Below are 16,147 nucleotides of genomic sequence, written 5' to 3' on the forward strand. Positions count from 1 at the left end.
GAGGAGGATTCATAGACACATCACATTAGCTATAATAAGCTCAATGGCGTTTAGACATGCAGTAAGGGGGGGGCAGAAATAATAGCGTGTTTTGTTTCAGTATCTTTATTATATGTTTTGGGCGTAATGCTTTGTATCTCTTTTTTTATACCTATATTTTTTTAGCATGAATAACCCTTAATACGTTTATGAAACTCTATTTTATTGCCTTCATACCCCACGAAGCGCTCAAAGAAAATATCAGAGCATTGAAAGAGGAGATGAAAGAGAGGTTTAACGCTCAACATGCTTTGAAGTCTCCGGCCCATATAACATTGCAAATGCCTTTTAAACGGAAAGAGGAAGAGGAAAGCAGGTTCATTCCCACCTTAGAAAAGTTTGCCGGCCAACAGTCAGGATTTTTATCAAGGCTCAATGGTTTCGGCCACTTTTCCACTCGGGTGATTTATATAAATGTGGAGCCCTCCCAAGCTATTTTGGATATTCATGCGCACCTGAACCAAGTGCTGGCAGAGCAGTTGGGTTTTCCTGAGGGTGAGATTAGAACCGAGTTTCATCCGCATATGACGATTGCTACGCGCGACCTCAGCAAATCAGCTTTTAAGGAAGCCTGGAAAGAGTTTCAGTATCGAGATTTTCAGGACAGCTTTATGGCAGAGAGTATCTTTCTGCTGAAGCATAACGGAAAGCACTGGGATATTTACCGGGAATTTTATTTCGCTAAGAGTGTGTGAAAATTACGGCTATTACACCACCAGCTATACCTCTTCCAGCGCCTCTACAATTTTATCTATATCCGCCATAGTATTATAGATATGGGGAGATAGACGTAAGCCTCCGGTGGGGGCACAGGCGATGCCATGAACATCATATAGTTTTTGAAAAACTGCTGTCTGATCTTTGCCCGGCATACTCAGAATAGTGACCCCTCCACTTAATTCAGCTGAGAGAGGCGTAACAAACTTAACAGCATGAATTTTCTCTTTTACCTGCGCTTTAAGGTAAGCGTTCAAAGCTTTGATTCTCGCTTCTATCTGAGGTTTTCCGATGGAGTGATGAAAATCAACAATAGAGCCAAGTGCTGACGCGGTAGTTTCATTTCTTTGCCCTAGGACACAAAGCTTTTCATCTACTGTATTGCTTTCAGGATTCCAGCCAGCCCCGATTACTGCCGGATAGACGTGTGTAAGCTTATCTTTTTTGACATAAAGGATACCGTTTTCTAATGGTCCCATCAGCCATTTATGGGTACTGCTGGAGTAGAAGTCACAGCCCATCTCTTTGAGATCCAGATCCAGCGCGCCTAGTGATTGTGCTCCGTCTACCATGCTCAGGATGTTTTTTTCTCTGGCAAGCGCACATATTTCTTTTGCAGGTAAAGCAATGCCGGACGTATTGGAAATATGAGAAAAAGAGATAAGGCGGGTTTTGGGAGTAATAGCATCTGCAAAGGGCTGAATCAAATCATCAACAGAAGTTGGAGCGGTGGGCACACTTATCATTTTGACACTAAAGCCATAGCGTTTGGCCTGTTGTTCCCAGGCGATACCATTGGTAGGATGGTTTTGATCCCACAGCAACACTTCATCGCCCTTCTTAAGTGCTAGTCCGTGTACAATGATGTTGTTGCTTTCTGTGGTATTGCGGGTGATGCCCATTTCATCTTTGTCTACGCCTACAAAATCTGCCAGAGCTTTAAGGGCTTCTTCCCGTTCAGTGGAGAATACTGAGCGGTATTGGAAAGATACATCTTTCTCCAGCTTTTGCTGGGAGGTGAGTACCTGCTCAGTTACAAAATAGGGACTGGGGCAGAGGTTAGCGGCATTTACCATAATCAGCGCATCAGGAATGGTAAACTGCCTCTTGACCATCTCCCAATAACTTTCTTCATATTTATTTTCACGCCTTGACAATAGTTCCAGAATCTCATGAGGCTTAGCTGAGCTCTCGGCTAGTGCCGGTAAGGTGAATGAAGCCAACGATCCTCTTAAGCACTGCTTTAGAAATCTTCTTTTAGATTCAGAATTATTTATTGAATTATGCATAATATGTAGTGTAAAAATTTAAATAAATGCCATTCTAAAGAATTTTAATTTTTAATAAAAGATATTCTCCTTCTTTATTCGCTTGATGGATCAGGTATGATAGCCTTTCCCCAAAAATTTAGATGAAGGATGCTTCTCTTGAAAGGAGTAAAAGTATATAGCACCATGCACGGTTGATCAGCTTGAGGTAAGGTTTTCTATAAGTTTGAATAACTTTTCAGTGAGTATACTTGATAAAAGTTGAGAAAAAATCACTATCGTTGCTGAAAATAAAAATAAACATGACGATAAACACTCTAAAGTCCACGTTTCTATTACTGATAGTAATGCTTGTTGCAGCTTATCCTATTCATGCGCAAGAAAATGAAGATAAACCTGTCAGGGAAATAGGTATAGGGAGCAGTAACCTTAGCAGTAATTTCAGTTTTATCTACAAAAAGGAACTGGAGGAAAATAAATATAAAAGATATGATGCTTTCTTTTCAATGGTTTATTTGGATAGAAGAAGCACTTCTAACTCATATTTGCTTAGTACATTAGTTACCGATATATCATTCACGCTTGGTACTGAAAACAGGAAGTATATTAATGATAAATTTAAGTTTGTCCATGGGTTTTATTACGGAGGAGGTATCAAAATGTACTTTCAAGAAGGTAACACTGTGGTGGAGTTAATCCCTGAGTTTGGATATTTATTAGGTGTACAATATGATATCAATGATCAATTTTATATAGGTGCTACTACTTTTCCGGGTATAATCACTGATATTAGTTTAAATAGTGAAGATGTACATATATCAAAAGTAATGGTTGGGTTCACAACAATTGCTGAGTTAAGTTTACTTTACAGGTTTTAAGCCATAAAAAACGAAAAAGGCTTGTTCATTTATTTGAGTAAGTCTTTTTGTATATCATTATACCAGGCCTAATACTTTAGTTGTCATCTTCGTCAAAAGTATATGACCACTTACCGTATTCAATCTTTTCTACCAGCTCATCATTATGCAGGTGCCAGATTTTGAGGGTGGCATCCTGAGTGTTTTAGACAGTAGACTACCCCATCCCCTTTAGTTTCCATCCTTTTCTGCCTTTTACCCATATTGGTTATAAAAGTGAAAGATGATGCGGCTGCTTATATGTTGTCAAAGAGCTTATGTTGTTCCATGTAGTCAGGGACATGCACATTAGACCAGCCGAGCTTTTGCGTAAGTGTCTGTTGTAACGCTTGAGCACTTTCTATTTCTCCATGTACAATAAAGGTCCTTTTGGGAGCTTCTTGCAGCGTACTTACCCACTTGAGTAATTCGTTTTTATCAGCATGGGCTGATAGCCCGTCAATCTTGCGTACCTGCATTTTGAGCGGAACTTCCTGCCCAAACATTCTGATGGTTTCTTTTTGTTCCAAAATATCACGGCCTCGTGTGCCTTTTGCCTGGAAGCCGACAAACAGGATTGTATCTTCTTCTCGGGGAAGGCGATGGTAAAGGTGGTGCAGAATGCGGCCTCCGGTACACATACCACTGGAAGATACGATGATAGCATTGCGACGTATTTCATTGATCCCTTTAGAAGCCTCAGCACTGCGGTAGTAATTAAAAAGCTCATAGTCAAATATAGATTCTTTAGATAAGTCTTCATCACGTAGTTTATGATAAGAAAAATGATGCTTGTATAGCTTTGTCATGCTGATGGCCATCGGACTATCCAGGTATACCGGTACCTTGGGAATTGTACCTGCTTCCATAAGTGTCTTGAGATAATACATGACCATCTGGGTTCGTCCTAATGCAAAGGCGGGAATGAGCAGGCAACCGCCTCTTTCCAATGCCTCATTCACCACCTGGGCAAACTCTTCAGAAGGATCTTCAAATAAATTATCACGATCACCGTAGGTAGATTCGGTTACCAATACGTCAGCCTGTTTCATAGAAACCGGATCACGAAGTATCGGTTGGTGATAGCGTCCTAAGTCGCCGGAAAAAACGAGGGTTTTTTGCTGCCTTTCGGTCTGTACTGTCAGCTCCACCCAACCAGCTCCCAGTATGTGTCCGGCATTATGAAATTTTATCCGAATGTCATCTCGCAGGTAAATATCTTCGTCAAACTCATAGGGCTGAAATAACCGGAAAGTATTTTCTGCCTCTTCTGTAGTGTACAATGGCTTGGGTGGATGGTGTTTAGAGTAGCCTTTCTTCTTCGCCCATTCAGCTTCTTCTTCCTGTAGCTTGGCAGAGTCAAGCAGCAGAATTTTTGCCAGATCAGCGGTAGCGGAAGTGCAGTATACGGGACCATCAAAGCCTTCTTTAACGAACTTGGGCAGGTAGCCAATATGGTCAATGTGGGCATGGGTGAGTACCAGGGCTTCCACCTGAGAGACATCCATGGGGAAGGGATCCCAGTTGCGTAGCCGTAGTTCTTTGAGCCCCTGGAAAAGACCACAATCAATAAGTACCTGAAAATCATCAAAATGAAGCAGATGCTTGGAGCCGGTGACTGATTGGGCTGCGCCTAAAAAGTGAATGGAAATATTCATATGAGTAGTTTTGGTAATAATCTACCAAAACTACCGCTGCTAAAAAAGTAAAAGTCTAATTCATGGTTTTAGGCAATCACTTTGATTTTATTTAGAAAGGGAATCCAAACCAACTTATACTTTTTGTTTCTCATTAATGAACCGATCCTTCAGAAAAGTGCTTACCTCAGTTTCCAGCTTACGCCAGTCTGCATGAGGGTAATCAAAAGCGGAAAGTCCGGCACCAAAGAAAGTGTTTAACCAGATCATAAAGGCACTGAAAGGAGAAGCATAGGTGCCTTCAATCTGTATGATATTTTGTTTGCTATAAGAAATCTGCACCGCATGCAGGGGTGAACGGCTAAGGATAATACTTTTGTAGGGGCCAACGCCAAAAAAACGTATGTTATAATCTCTCCCCAAGCCTTCTTTTAAGACTCTTATTAGTGTTTCTTTTCTGGGTCGCTCTGATAATATCAATTGCTGCATCATATGGAGTTTTGGCTTAGAGTATCTTTTAAGATAAAGAAAAACAGGGAGATTACTCTACCCGATGATATTTATCAGTTGATAATCGCAGGCCCCAGTTCGCTCTACTCTTCGCAGAAATAGTTTAAGCAGCCTATCAAAGTCAGCTTGATGCTTGCCTTTTAAATACTGCCGGAACCAATCTAACCCTCTGCGGAAAGTACTCTTGGCTGGATAGCCGTGCTTTTTGATCGCTACTTTTTGTGTTTTATCCAAGAACTCTCTGCCTAAGGACAGGCAAATAGCAAAAGCAATACACACTAAAGCAAATAGTTTTTTCCACTTGTCTAGACTTCGTAAATGTGAACCTTCCAATTTGAAACCGCGTCCTTTCAAACTTTGAAAGAAAACCTCTATGGTCCAGCGTTTGCGATATATGTGCGGAAGCTGCTTAGCAAAGTGAGTACCGATGACATACAACATTTCTCGGTTAGCCAGTCTTCTAATAGCTACATTAACTCTTACTCCATCCACAATAGCATTTTGAAAGTACCGTGTAGACTGGTGAGCCATTAATTCTTCGGCTTGGTAGGTTTCACCGTTACGCAAGGTGATAGTATGATGTTTAGGAACGCGGACACAGAAGGGAATTTCAGCCTTCTGAAGCCAAGTCAGCCACTGATGGCCGATAAATTCTCTATCCATAATGACTGAAGCGATGCGTGCTTTACCTAGCAGCCTTACACACTGCTTCAGTAGATCGATCCGATCTTGATAGTTGCTATTCCCACTTTTATTATCCAACATCTCAAAGTATAAAGGCAAGCCCACTTTACCTACACAAGCGGTGATACATAAAATATTAACCTGGCACTGGCCAAAATCCCATTCCGTACGGTCAAGACTCAGACTCACTTCTCCGGGGGGTAGAAACCTAGATAGAAGGGCCGCTACTTGTTGATAATCAAGAAGAGCATCTTTGAAAAAAGCTTGGATGCGCCGTTCATTTGAAGTCTCTCGTACTTCATCATTCAGTTCCGTAGCTAACTCACAGAATTGCACAGTGCGCATTTTGATAACTGTTTTTACAAACTGCCAGACAAATTTCTGTCGTGACAAATGGCGGACAACAGGAAAGGCATTCAAAGTTTTTTTATCTTTGATTCTAATAAATATTTCATGGTAAAGCTGAGTTTAGAGTGTATGGTAACCTCAAAATTCAGCTTTTCTTTTTCTTACTCAAAATCATCGGGTAGAGTACAGGGAGATAATAATGACGTTTTCCGTTATAGCTTATGCCCCTGAATCAAGCACAACTCTCTGATAGACTGTTCTTTCAAATGCAATAATTGCTTGCGCGTTTTATCCAGTTTGAAGCTTTCAAAGTCTGCCTCAGAAAAAAAAGATACCAAATGAATTTCGTATGGCTTTTCAATAGTAGCATCAATAACAGTATCCTGAGTAGGTCTAAGCCTGAGAAGAAGCTCCCCTTTATGTTTGCGGATAATGGGTATGGCGACATCTTCAAAAGCATGGAAAACATCTTCCTGCCCTTCTTTGAGGTAGATAAACTGGGTGAAGTAAATCATGTTGAGCAAAAAAAAGAGAAATTAAACAGACTTGTTTTACAAGCTTCACCATTTAAGCTAAATTAAGAAAAGTGAAGCTTGATAACTGAATCAGATATGGAATCTTTTGCGATAAAATTTCCGGACAGGTTAAAACTGACTGACGATGAATTTTATGAGTTCTGTCGGGAAAATGAGCATGTCCGCATGGAAAAAAATAGTAAAGGAGAAGTCATTATTATGGCACCTACCGGAGGGAATACAGGAAGAATTAACAAAAATATCCTTTTTGAGCTTGAGTCATGGAATCGGAAAACAGGACTAGGTGAGACATTTGACTCTTCTACAGGTTTCGCTTTGTCTAATGGTGCTACACGTTCTCCCGATGCCTCCTGGATCGCTGGAAAGCTTTAACTGAAGATGAAAAAAAGAAATTTCCTCCACTTTGCCCCGACTTTGTGGTGGAATTGATGTCTGAATCTGATAATCTGAGTTCGGCACAACAAAAGATGGATGAGTGGATGAACAACGGTTGCCGCCTGGCCTGGCTGTTTCAGCCTTCGGAAGAAAAAGTGTTATTTATGCTACCGGACAGAAAGTAAAAGAGGTTAAAGGTTATCAGCAGCATATTTCAGGAGATGAAGTGTTGCCAGGTTTTACATTTGACTTAGGCTGGATTCAGAAGTAGGTAATTATGGCTTTTTTAATGTCCAGTCCATACGCTTCGCCCAGTCATCCAGATAAGCTTTGCGGTAGTGATTGACAGTCTTTGCGCCAGGGCGATCATTTTCTACCAGTTCCGGCTGTGGGTCATCGGTCCAGTAATGAGGTCCGTGTGCGGTTTTGACATAAGTGCCACCCCAACTTTTATCAGTTGGGTCAGCAGGGTCACCGGAGAGCAGATACAATACGGAAGGCGTATCGCCCATTTTGATGTCTTTTTTCTTTTCCCAGAACAGCTCACCTAAGGAGCCGTGTCCTTTTACGTGTTTTTCTACAAAGGCGGTGTTTTCATATGCACCTTCCTCCATGCCGCCCATGTACATACCTCTGAAGGTAGTATTGCTTTCAATCCACCAGAGGTCTGGATGATTTTCGTAGAGATAATCTCTGGAGTTGGGGTCCAGGCGGGTGTTCCAGGAGCCGATAGCGTAAACCCTGATATTCTTTTTGATAGAAGGATCTGCATGTACTGCCTGGGCTACATCCGTGATAGAGCCCCAAACCAGTACGTAAAGTGGTGCGGAATCTTCTTTGGCTTTTTGGATAATCCACTCAGCCCCTTCACTAAGCTCAGTAGGTTCGGCAGTAGAGAGGGAATCAATGGCACCTTGTTTAGTCAGTTGCAACAAAGCTTCCGGGGAGGGAAATTCTCCGTGTTGCCTGAGCTGCGGATAATCTTTGGCATAAGCTTGCAAAGCTTCTTCTATGTGTGTTTTTCTGCCTTCATGAGGGGGAGAACTGATCAGGCCCTCAATGTCAAAGCAGTCAGCATAGACCAGAAAGTGCACCATAGACTGAAAGTCGTCCGGATCGCTGCCTCCAATGTCGGTGGACACAATGACACGGGGCTTATCAGTATTAACAGATTGACAAAGTGATACATAGGGAAGCAGGATAAACAAAAAGAGCAGGTGGCGCATAGTTCTAATTTAGGCTAGGTTGATATTAAAACATCTGGTTCCCGATAATATAGATTATTTTGATAAAACACAGCTACTTTGCCAATATCACCTGCCGTTTTTTGGCATATTTCTGATGAATGATCCACTGGGCGATGAGCAGGTTGGGCACCCAGCATAGCCAGGCAATGATACGGTAGGATTCAACAAAAGACATTTGGAAGGCACCCATAAACAAGGGAAGCCATAGCCTGAGAGTTACTGCGGCGAAAGTAAGGGCGTAACTTCTGATCATCCAGTTTTCATGTACATCAGTATTTCCTCTCCTGATAGCCAGATAAGCCATGGCAGAGGTGAACAGCCAGAGTGAGCCCAGGGCTTCAAAGCCCAGCACTGCTATGATGCCTCCGGAGGTGTAATAAGCAATGTATAGACTGGAAAGTCCGCTGAGCAATACGGCCAGCAGATAAACTTTGCCTAAATTACGATGTAACCTAAGGTTTTTGTTTCTAATATTCTTAAAAAACTGGGACCATCCGCTTAGCAAAGCAATGCCCCCTAAGCCGACATGGGCATAAAAACATACATTCCAGAAGTTGCTGGCCAGAAGTTCCTGGGGTTTACTAGCCAGGATGCCACTCTGCTGAGTCATATCTGTAAGAAAGTAAATGGAAGGATACAGGCCTACGCCTATGGCAAGGAAGGCAAATAGAAACCAAAGTAGTCTGCGGGCATTCATGCTGTCTCTTGATGAAGGGTTGAGCAAAAGCTAATATTTCATACCTAATATAAAAAATATGTGCAACGATTTCCAATACTCAGGTTCAAGCTTATACATGAAGCCAGCGTTTGTTTGAAACAACAAGAAAGCCAATAATGCCTATTGTCGTGAGTGCGACAGGTGTCATAGTCTGTACTTTAGTTTCCGCCATTTGCTTCTTGATGTCGTTGGCTTCCTCTTGCCTGAAAGATGTATCCAGCCTCTTTCCATTAGTAAAAGCTCATTTCACTTATCTTGTCCTGCATAGTTTTTTTACTGCTCTATATCAGGGGCTCATTTTGTATTAGACTCATTTGTCGGCTATATTGCTTACTGATCTGGAGCCTGTGCTTAAATTGTTTTCTATTTTACATTTCATTTACCAAACCTAGCAAGATGAAAAACTACCTGCTTTTGGCTGTCCTATGCGTTGTCTTTTGTAGTGCATTACATGCCCAGGAATTGCGGGGCACTGACAAGAGCCCTATGGATATGGCCTATTTTCCCGACGACTTTGCTCATGACATACGTTTCGCGCCCGAAGAACTTGAGTTTGATTACCCAGTGATCAGAGTTACATATAGCCGTCCGGCCAAAAATGGCAGAGAAGTATTTGGAGAGTTAGTGCCCTACGGTAAAGTGTGGCGCAATGGAGCCAATGAAGCTCCTGAAATTAAGTTCTATGAAGACGTACAACTTAATGGTAAGCAGGTAAAAGCCGGTTCTTATGCTCTGCTAAGCATACCTGCTAAAGATGAGTGGACGATTATCCTTAGTAGCGATGTAGACCAGTGGGGGGCTTACAGCTATGATGAAGCGGATGATGTGCTGCGCGTTAGCGCTCCGGTATCCCAGCTTGATAGCCCAGTAGAAAATTTTACCATTCAGTTTGAAGGCAAAGGTAAAGGAGCAAAAGAAGGCGTTATGAAACTGGCCTGGGACCAGACTGTGGTGGAAGTTCCTTTTACGTTTTGAAAAGATCTGAACTTAGCCTTATCGGATATTCAAATTCCCTTTTTTGAAAGCTTCTGCCAATGCAATTGGTACTTCAGCCTGGGCAGCAATTACGTTAGCCCGGGCTTTTTGAGACTTCGCCCGCATCTCCTGCTCTGAAGCCACGGCCATAGCTCGTTTCTCTTCGGCTTTCGCTTTAGCGACTCTCAGGTCAGCAGAAGCCTGGTCTATCATCAGTTTGGCACCAATATTTTCTCCTACATCAATATCCGCGATATCTACCGAGAGAATGCTAAAAGCCGTACCCGCGTCCAGGCCTCTCTCCAGAATATTTTTAGAGATATTATCAGGGTTTTCCAGAATGATGGCATGTGAACGGGCTGAGCCAATAGTATTGATGATTCCTTCACCCACCCGTGCCAGAATAGTATCTTCACCAGCGCCACCTACCAGTTGCTGTATATTGGCCCGTACTGTTACCCGTGCCCGAACGATCAACTGAATACCATCTCCGGCTACTCCGGCAATGGAGGGAGTATCTATAATTTTTGGCGTCACTGAAGTCTGTACAGCTTGTAGTACATTTCTGCCGGCCAGGTCAATAGCAGTAGCCTGCTTAAAAGTGAGAGGAATATTGGCTTTGTCTGCCACGATTAATGCTTTTACTACGGTAGGCACATTTCCCCCTGCCAGATAATGCGTTTCCAACTCATCGGAACTCACATCGCTAAGCCCCGCTTTGTTGGCCAGGATCATAGCATTGGCAATGGTACTGGGAGGGACCCTGCGCACCCGCATGAAGGTCAGGTTTAGCAGCCTTACTCTTACCCCTGAAAACACAGCAGGAATCCATATGTTGATAGGCAGTATATAAAATAACACGATGATCCCTAAGACCACTGCGCCAATGATGATCAAAACATTAAAAAGTCCATCCATGGGGATAAATTTAGCTATGCCTGCCTTGGCATTTGTAGCCTAAAGCTAGAGTTTATGTGTGAGATAACCAGAAAATCCTTACTTATTTTAATAAAGAAAGTGCTTCTTCTGTACTCTTCTATCAATTGAAAATAAAGCTGGGTACTGTACTATACCCAAGCGAAGTTATTGCACTATGACTTAAAGCACTTAATTGACTCACGCATTCACTTACCAAAAAGCAGAAAACCACAGTAAAGAAGTATATCTCACAAGTTAACTTTTAATGCAATAAGTATTTATAGGTAAAATATTTTTCTAATTTAGGAAAGCCCTACGCATGAGTTATGCTGCATAATAATTCTTCCAACCGGTCATTTGAGTCAAGAGTGCTACTCACTTTATTTTTGATAGCGCTTGTGCGAACGCTCTTAGGGACTGTGCAAGATCTGATAGGAGAAGTGTCCTGGCAGGGAATCCTGATAGACTCCATATTACTATGTGTTTTTACAGCGGTAACTATTTTCGCTTTTAGAAACAAGTCCTTTACACATATTCATCCTTTGCTGGGTGTCCTTTTGGTGCTTTTGATTTCGCTGTTATTTGTACGCTCGGGTGGTGTGGAAGGTAGCACGGAGTATAATTTTTTTGCGTTAATGGTTTTACTTAGCTTGCTATATGATGGCCGATGGCAAAGAAGCCTGCTAGTGATCTCTTTCGTTATTGTTATCTATCTTTCTTACAGCGTATACGTCAAAAACTCCCTATTTTATCTCCTCTTCGTGCGTAACTCCCGGGGTTACGATAATTTCCTGTATACACTAGTCGCTTTAACTATTTTGGTCGCATATCTACAGATGCTCATAGAAGAAGAAGACAAAAAACTGAAAGCCAAACATGAGGAGCTAAAGAAAAAAGTAAAGCTGGTAAGTATAAAAAATGTGAAGCTTAGTAAGCAGCAAGCACAGTTAACCCAGATGAATCATCAACTGAAACAGAAAGTTGAGGAGAGTAAAGCATATCATGAGCAAAGGAACAGGGCACTGCAGCAGTACATTGAACAGCACACTAACAAAATCCAGCTTCCTATTCAAAACCTCCACGAAGTGATTCAGCAAGTAGGTACTCCTTATCCCTACCGCTATCAGGAAATGCTAAAAAAGTCTATGGATGATATATACAAGGTGTTGGACTCAATAAAAGAATCCATTTATTCAGAACGGCAATTCACAATCACTTCTCTTCCTCCAGAGCAGAATGAAAGCAAGCATTGAACAACCTATATTAAGAATATTTATCTATTGTAGCCTTTGCTACCAACTTATACAGCTGGGCTATGATTTTTTGTTTACAGAATATGTGTGGATTACCCAGATAGAAAACATAGTGACTATAAGTCTGTATGCTTTAGTACTGTATAAAAGCATCCATAAGGCACCTCATCATATCAATCCTTATTGGGTAATCATGATTGCGGCTCTTTCTTTAACTTTTGAATGGTTATTTTTTGGTGGCTTCAATAGCACAATGCCTTATAATGCTATTTTCCTGATGATGATGATTGTCATTTGCTGCCCGGGAAAGTTGCGCTTACAGTCATCCTCTTTTTTCTTTATCTGGATTGTTGCCCTGCTTTATCTGGATTACGCTCAGGTTTTGCCGGCATACGATACCACTATCTATCCTTCTGAGCTTACCCAGTTACTTGATTTTCTATTACACGCCTTGCTTGTCGCTTTTCTAACCCTGGTTCTTAAACAAAAATTTGTTGCATACCGTAATCGGATTGTCAGGAAGAATGAGGAGTTGAAGGCTTTGGATACAGCGCTTATAAGGAAAAATGATGAGTTGGCTATTCAACAGACTGAAATTCAACTATTGAATAGTAGGCTCGAGCAAATGGTAGTAATGGAAGTAGAGCATACGCAGGAAAAAAACCGTAGACTTGCTGAGTATGCTTATATTAATGCCCATCATCTAAGGGGGCCTCTTTGCCGTATAATTGGTTTAAGTGATCTTATGAAAGAAATTGATTCCGGGGCTCCTAATCATCTTTCCCAAATTATTAAAAAGCGTGCCGAAGAACTTGATGAGATTATCAAACAAATCAATAAGACCGTTTCTTAATTCGTTTCGCTTGCTCAGGCAGGAGAAAGCACAAAAATCACCGAGAGTGGAACATGCGTATGCGGATGGATTGGCTCATGGATTTTCTCCAGTTTCAACTGGCAATGCTCAAAAAGTTTTTTCCAGTCTTTTATACTTCTCAAATACCAGTGATAGGAATCCTTAAAATTTCCTGGAAGGTTCTGCCAGACATCAGCTTCCCAGCGGCTTACTTTACTGTTTGGCATAGCATCAGGGTGTAGACTTTGGATGACCATTTTTCCTTCAGTAGTTAAGTGCTTGCGTACCTTTTGTAGTAGTGGAGCAGTAGTGCTCTCATCAAAAAGAGCAAAATTGAATATAGCAGCTTCAAATGGGGAGCCATTCACTTTGCTACCGGAAACAATATCTCCATAGCTCATACACCCATAAGTACCGCTGCCTTTTTCTTTCGCCAGCTTGATAAGCTCAGCACTACCATCTATTCCCCAGCATTCAACCCCCTCTTTCTTCATGCTTCTTACCAGCCACCCTTCTCCACATCCAATATCCAGTATTTTTTTACAGCCAAGCGATAGCAAGACATCAATAATTGCTTGATTGGTAACCAGCCGACGACTTTCCAGGCTGTTTTCTTCAATGAGCTTATTCCAGCGCTTCGCGTTCTGGTTCCAGCTATGGAGTACAAAGGATTCTTCTGGTATCTTCATAAGCAAGTGTATGATATAGTAAGTATGAAGACTTATTTACATTAAACTAAAACTGGTTTCAGTCTTCAAGACTGAAATCATGAATGAAGGTAAAGTCTGAGACTTTGCTTCATTTGTCCACTTCAGTTAGAAACTGAAGCGAGTATCTTGCTACAAAGCAATGATTTAAACTAATAGTGTCAACTTACTTAAGGTAATTAGGCTTATATCAGTTTGCAAAATGATAAGGCTTTTCTAATATTGGGTTTCATGGATCAGCAGTACCGTGCCCTGTATGCCGCTTTTGACCCTTATCCTTCTCCCAAAGGAGCGGCTACCCATATTCGCTATTTTTCTGAAACACTCTTTCGGCAGTGGAATGGAGGGGTACTTTATACAATCGGTACTTACGATCAGCCTTCTTCTGAGGTAGATGGTAACATTGGCTACGAGCGATTTAACCTGCAGGTTAGAAATTATTTACATAGAGCTGAGGCTTTTGCTGAACAGCTTACAGACCTGAGGAATGCTTTGCCTGAATTGGAAATAGTGCATTTTCGGGATATCTGGAGTGGCATGGCACTGTTACAACAGGAGCATAAATACGCTACTGTTTTTGAAGTCAATGGTTTGCCATCCATAGAATTGCCTTACCGCTACGCAGAGCTGCCAGAGGCTACGCTGCACAAGATTTACCACTTGGAGCAGCATTGTCTGGAGCATGCAGACCATATTGTGGTACCTTCAAAAGTAATTGAGCATTATTTGCTAAATAGAGGAGTGTCTGACACAAAAATCACACTGATTCCGAATGGAGCAATTGTACCTCCCACCTTAAAATCTCCGGAAGATGCGCCCGAGCAGTACCTTATTTATTTTGGCGCTCTACAGCCCTGGCAGGGTATGGATATATTGCTCAGGACCTTACCTTATCTGCAGGATTTCAGCGATCTCAAGCTTATGATTTGCGCGGCGCACCATCGTCATTTTGTAAAACCTTATCGCAAACTGGCTGAAAAACTAGGTGTAGCAGAGCGAGTGATATGGAAATTCGGGCTCGAGCAGGAAGAGTTGTGGGCTTATGTACAACATGCTCAACTTTCATTGGCTCCCCTCAAAGAATGTAGCCGCAATCTGGAACAGGGTTGTTGTCCTCTAAAGATTCTGGAATCTATGGCTTGTGGTACTACGGTAATTGCCTCTGACCTGCCGGTGGTTCGTGAGTTATTACAAAATGACATAAACGCTAAACTGGTGAGAGCAGAGCGACCTGCCGAATTGGCCAGAGCCATCAGAATTTTACTGGACTATCCTGAAGAAAATAGTAAGTTAAGAGAAAGTGCTCGCCTGAAAGTGGAGAGCCAATTTGGCTGGGCAGAGCAGCAGGCTAAGTTGACAAAATTGTACCAAACTATCATCAACCATCGCATGTAACATGTTTAAAAATTCTATTAACGCATACCGGATTTACCGAAGGCTGACCGATGAAGAAAAAGAAATACTGCAGGACCGAAAAGTCAGCGGAAAATATACGATAAGAGAGTGGAATAAGAAGCTGAGCCATATTGCCCTGATGGACAGTTATGCCGATAAGGCGAGGCAAGGCTTGGTATTGGTCATGGTTTCTATGGCATTTCCATTATTTATTCTCATTATCCTGATGATAAATGGAGTTGTATTTGCCTTCTTCTTAGCTTTTCTGCTTGTTTTATTATTTGGCACTGCATTATGGCTGCATCTGAAGTTTAAGAAGCTGGATGTAGGGAATCAGCTTCGTTTCTTCGTGATTCCCAGCCTGAAATTGCTTAGTAGTAAAGTACGCAAAAGTCATAAAGTAGAACTGGATATCAACCTGGGAATCCCTACTGATGAACAATACCAAAGCAGCCAGGAAGTTGATGACAGGCCTGCTAATAAACGTTATCAAAAGATTACGACCACATTCTTCCGCCTTTCCTGGCTTACTGCCAAGGTTCCCCTGGCCGATGGGGCATTGCTCATTTGGGAAAATGAAGATATCGTAAGAGAACGCAGGGGAGTGAAGTATCATAAAAACAAACGCAAGACGAAGTATAAAAACAAGCATCTTCTCAAAGCTAAGTTGGTCTTGCCTAAGGCAAAATACCAATTGGCAGAAGATGTGTCGGAAGGAGTTAGCATTGAAGAAACCGAAAAATTTTATATGATCAGTCTGAAAGGCAAACAGCTGTCTAAATATCACCCTAACCTTCACGGAGATTATTTCAAAAGCATGAGCCCGAAATACTTTACCAGCTTACTAATTTCTGCATACAAGCAAGTAGAACCCATTCAACCCCTAGCATCATGAATCAGGATGAGATGTTTCCTAATGAAGACGGAGAAGAAAAAGATCCATACAAACGTGTAAAAAAACGGGCTGCCGGAGGGCGACTGTTTTCTGAAGATGACTACGATGCTTTTGATGAAGAGCATCTGCTGGAGTTTGATGAAGATGAGGAGGCTTTAACCTATCTGGATAGTTAA

At 41.8% G+C, this 16,147-nt stretch carries 18 protein-coding genes and 1 pseudogene; 10 read left to right on the forward strand and 9 right to left on the reverse strand.

The window, feature by feature from the left end; translation table 11 throughout:
- Window positions 1–188 precede the first annotated feature (188 nt).
- Entirely contained in the window at window positions 189–734 is a 546-nt protein-coding gene (locus OKW21_RS01665; protein ID WP_277476642.1) for a 2'-5' RNA ligase family protein, read from the forward strand.
- A gap of 24 nt (window positions 735–758) precedes the next feature.
- On the opposite strand, the gene OKW21_RS01670 is transcribed toward OKW21_RS01665, so the two are convergent.
- On the reverse strand, window positions 759–2,045 hold the full coding sequence (locus tag OKW21_RS01670) for an aminotransferase class V-fold PLP-dependent enzyme (RefSeq protein WP_277476643.1): 1,287 nt from the start codon (window positions 2,043–2,045) through the stop codon (window positions 759–761).
- Between the two features lie 281 nt (window positions 2,046–2,326).
- Between OKW21_RS01670 and OKW21_RS01675 the strand changes: the two genes are divergently transcribed.
- Window positions 2,327–2,902 carry a hypothetical protein gene (locus OKW21_RS01675; protein ID WP_277476644.1) on the forward strand — a complete coding sequence of 192 codons (576 nt, stop codon included), beginning with the start codon at window positions 2,327–2,329 and terminating at the stop codon, window positions 2,900–2,902.
- 275 nt (window positions 2,903–3,177) lie between these two features.
- Here the strand turns inward: OKW21_RS01675 and OKW21_RS01680 are convergent, their stop codons facing one another.
- From OKW21_RS01680 to OKW21_RS01695, 4 genes are all read right to left on the reverse strand, one after another.
- Entirely contained in the window at window positions 3,178–4,578 is a 1,401-nt protein-coding gene (locus OKW21_RS01680) for an MBL fold metallo-hydrolase RNA specificity domain-containing protein (RefSeq protein ID WP_277476645.1), read from the reverse strand.
- Between the two features lie 114 nt (window positions 4,579–4,692).
- Window positions 4,693–5,049, reverse strand: a complete 357-nt coding sequence (locus tag OKW21_RS01685; RefSeq protein WP_277476647.1) for a hypothetical protein — start codon at window positions 5,047–5,049, stop codon at window positions 4,693–4,695.
- Window positions 5,050–5,103: 54 nt separating this feature from the next.
- Window positions 5,104–6,096: an IS4 family transposase gene (locus tag OKW21_RS01690; protein ID WP_277476649.1), complete on the reverse strand. Its 993-nt coding sequence runs from the start codon at window positions 6,094–6,096 to the stop codon at window positions 5,104–5,106.
- A gap of 215 nt (window positions 6,097–6,311) precedes the next feature.
- Window positions 6,312–6,614: a DUF1330 domain-containing protein gene (locus OKW21_RS01695; RefSeq protein WP_277476650.1), complete on the reverse strand. Its 303-nt coding sequence runs from the start codon at window positions 6,612–6,614 to the stop codon at window positions 6,312–6,314.
- A 186-nt stretch (window positions 6,615–6,800) separates the two neighbouring features.
- Between OKW21_RS01695 and OKW21_RS01700 the strand changes: the two are divergent.
- Window positions 6,801–7,111 (forward strand): annotated as a pseudogene (locus tag OKW21_RS01700) (Uma2 family endonuclease); the annotation flags it as partial.
- Entirely contained in the window at window positions 7,111–7,281 is a 171-nt protein-coding gene (locus OKW21_RS01705) for a hypothetical protein (protein WP_277476652.1), read from the forward strand. The pseudogene OKW21_RS01700 and the gene OKW21_RS01705, both read left to right, overlap by 1 nt.
- A gap of 4 nt (window positions 7,282–7,285) precedes the next feature.
- Here the strand turns inward: OKW21_RS01705 and OKW21_RS01710 are convergent, their stop codons facing one another.
- Entirely contained in the window at window positions 7,286–8,236 is a 951-nt protein-coding gene (locus OKW21_RS01710) for a DUF1593 domain-containing protein (protein ID WP_277476654.1), read from the reverse strand.
- A 73-nt stretch (window positions 8,237–8,309) separates the two neighbouring features.
- A complete protein-coding gene (locus OKW21_RS01715; protein ID WP_277476655.1) occupies window positions 8,310–8,981 on the reverse strand; it encodes a DUF2306 domain-containing protein in 672 nt (223 codons plus the stop codon).
- Between the two features lie 390 nt (window positions 8,982–9,371).
- Between OKW21_RS01715 and OKW21_RS01720 the strand changes: the two genes are divergently transcribed.
- Entirely contained in the window at window positions 9,372–9,950 is a 579-nt protein-coding gene (locus OKW21_RS01720) for a DUF2911 domain-containing protein (protein WP_277476656.1), read from the forward strand.
- An 18-nt stretch (window positions 9,951–9,968) separates the two neighbouring features.
- On the opposite strand, the gene floA is transcribed toward OKW21_RS01720, so the two are convergent.
- On the reverse strand, window positions 9,969–10,868 hold the full coding sequence (gene floA / locus OKW21_RS01725) for a flotillin-like protein FloA (protein ID WP_277476657.1): 900 nt from the start codon (window positions 10,866–10,868) through the stop codon (window positions 9,969–9,971).
- 326 nt (window positions 10,869–11,194) lie between these two features.
- Here floA and OKW21_RS01730 point away from each other — a divergent pair, with 326 nt between their 5' ends.
- Window positions 11,195–12,121, forward strand: a complete 927-nt coding sequence (locus OKW21_RS01730) for a hypothetical protein (protein WP_277476659.1) — start codon at window positions 11,195–11,197, stop codon at window positions 12,119–12,121.
- The gene (locus tag OKW21_RS01735; RefSeq protein ID WP_277476660.1) at window positions 12,105–12,974 is read left to right on the forward strand and encodes a phytochrome family protein; all 870 of its coding nucleotides are present in this window, start codon (window positions 12,105–12,107) and stop codon (window positions 12,972–12,974) included. Before OKW21_RS01730 ends, OKW21_RS01735 begins: the two co-directional genes overlap by 17 nt.
- A 14-nt stretch (window positions 12,975–12,988) precedes the next feature.
- Here the strand turns inward: OKW21_RS01735 and OKW21_RS01740 are convergent, their stop codons facing one another.
- A complete protein-coding gene (locus OKW21_RS01740) occupies window positions 12,989–13,663 on the reverse strand; it encodes a class I SAM-dependent methyltransferase (RefSeq protein ID WP_277476661.1) in 675 nt (224 codons plus the stop codon).
- 249 nt (window positions 13,664–13,912) lie between these two features.
- Here OKW21_RS01740 and OKW21_RS01745 point away from each other — a divergent pair, with 249 nt between their 5' ends.
- From OKW21_RS01745 to OKW21_RS01755, 3 genes are read left to right on the forward strand one after another with little or no spacing between them, the layout of a single operon-like run.
- Window positions 13,913–15,076 carry a glycosyltransferase family 4 protein gene (locus tag OKW21_RS01745; protein ID WP_277476663.1) on the forward strand — a complete coding sequence of 388 codons (1,164 nt, stop codon included), beginning with the start codon at window positions 13,913–13,915 and terminating at the stop codon, window positions 15,074–15,076.
- A gap of 1 nt (window position 15,077) precedes the next feature.
- Entirely contained in the window at window positions 15,078–15,971 is an 894-nt protein-coding gene (locus OKW21_RS01750) for a hypothetical protein (protein ID WP_277476665.1), read from the forward strand.
- A complete protein-coding gene (locus OKW21_RS01755) occupies window positions 15,968–16,147 on the forward strand; it encodes a hypothetical protein (RefSeq protein WP_277476666.1) in 180 nt (59 codons plus the stop codon). Before OKW21_RS01750 ends, OKW21_RS01755 begins: the two co-directional genes overlap by 4 nt.

It is taken from the genome of Catalinimonas alkaloidigena (genome assembly GCF_029504655.1).
Classification (GTDB): domain Bacteria; phylum Bacteroidota; class Bacteroidia; order Cytophagales; family Cyclobacteriaceae; genus Catalinimonas; species Catalinimonas alkaloidigena.

Excerpts from the sequence above, each read along its gene's own strand:
- OKW21_RS01675 (WP_277476644.1), top strand. The coding sequence starts at position 2,327 with ATGACGATAAACACTCTAAAGTCCACGTTTCTATTACTGATAGTAATG.
- floA (WP_277476657.1), bottom strand. The coding sequence starts at position 10,868 with ATGGATGGACTTTTTAATGTTTTGATCATCATTGGCGCAGTGGTCTTA.
- OKW21_RS01750 (WP_277476665.1), top strand. The coding sequence starts at position 15,078 with ATGTTTAAAAATTCTATTAACGCATACCGGATTTACCGAAGGCTGACC.
- OKW21_RS01695 (WP_277476650.1), bottom strand. The coding sequence starts at position 6,614 with ATGATTTACTTCACCCAGTTTATCTACCTCAAAGAAGGGCAGGAAGAT.
- OKW21_RS01670 (WP_277476643.1), bottom strand. The coding sequence starts at position 2,045 with ATGCATAATTCAATAAATAATTCTGAATCTAAAAGAAGATTTCTAAAG.
- OKW21_RS01690 (WP_277476649.1), bottom strand. The coding sequence starts at position 6,096 with ATGCGCACTGTGCAATTCTGTGAGTTAGCTACGGAACTGAATGATGAA.
- OKW21_RS01720 (WP_277476656.1), top strand. The coding sequence starts at position 9,372 with ATGAAAAACTACCTGCTTTTGGCTGTCCTATGCGTTGTCTTTTGTAGT.
- OKW21_RS01710 (WP_277476654.1), bottom strand. The coding sequence starts at position 8,236 with ATGCGCCACCTGCTCTTTTTGTTTATCCTGCTTCCCTATGTATCACTT.
- OKW21_RS01680 (WP_277476645.1), bottom strand. The coding sequence starts at position 4,578 with ATGAATATTTCCATTCACTTTTTAGGCGCAGCCCAATCAGTCACCGGC.
- OKW21_RS01745 (WP_277476663.1), top strand. The coding sequence starts at position 13,913 with ATGGATCAGCAGTACCGTGCCCTGTATGCCGCTTTTGACCCTTATCCT.
- OKW21_RS01730 (WP_277476659.1), top strand. The coding sequence starts at position 11,195 with ATGCTGCATAATAATTCTTCCAACCGGTCATTTGAGTCAAGAGTGCTA.
- OKW21_RS01685 (WP_277476647.1), bottom strand. The coding sequence starts at position 5,049 with ATGATGCAGCAATTGATATTATCAGAGCGACCCAGAAAAGAAACACTA.
- OKW21_RS01740 (WP_277476661.1), bottom strand. The coding sequence starts at position 13,663 with ATGAAGATACCAGAAGAATCCTTTGTACTCCATAGCTGGAACCAGAAC.
- OKW21_RS01735 (WP_277476660.1), top strand. The coding sequence starts at position 12,105 with ATGAAAGCAAGCATTGAACAACCTATATTAAGAATATTTATCTATTGT.
- OKW21_RS01665 (WP_277476642.1), top strand. The coding sequence starts at position 189 with ATGAAACTCTATTTTATTGCCTTCATACCCCACGAAGCGCTCAAAGAA.
- OKW21_RS01755 (WP_277476666.1), top strand. The coding sequence starts at position 15,968 with ATGAATCAGGATGAGATGTTTCCTAATGAAGACGGAGAAGAAAAAGAT.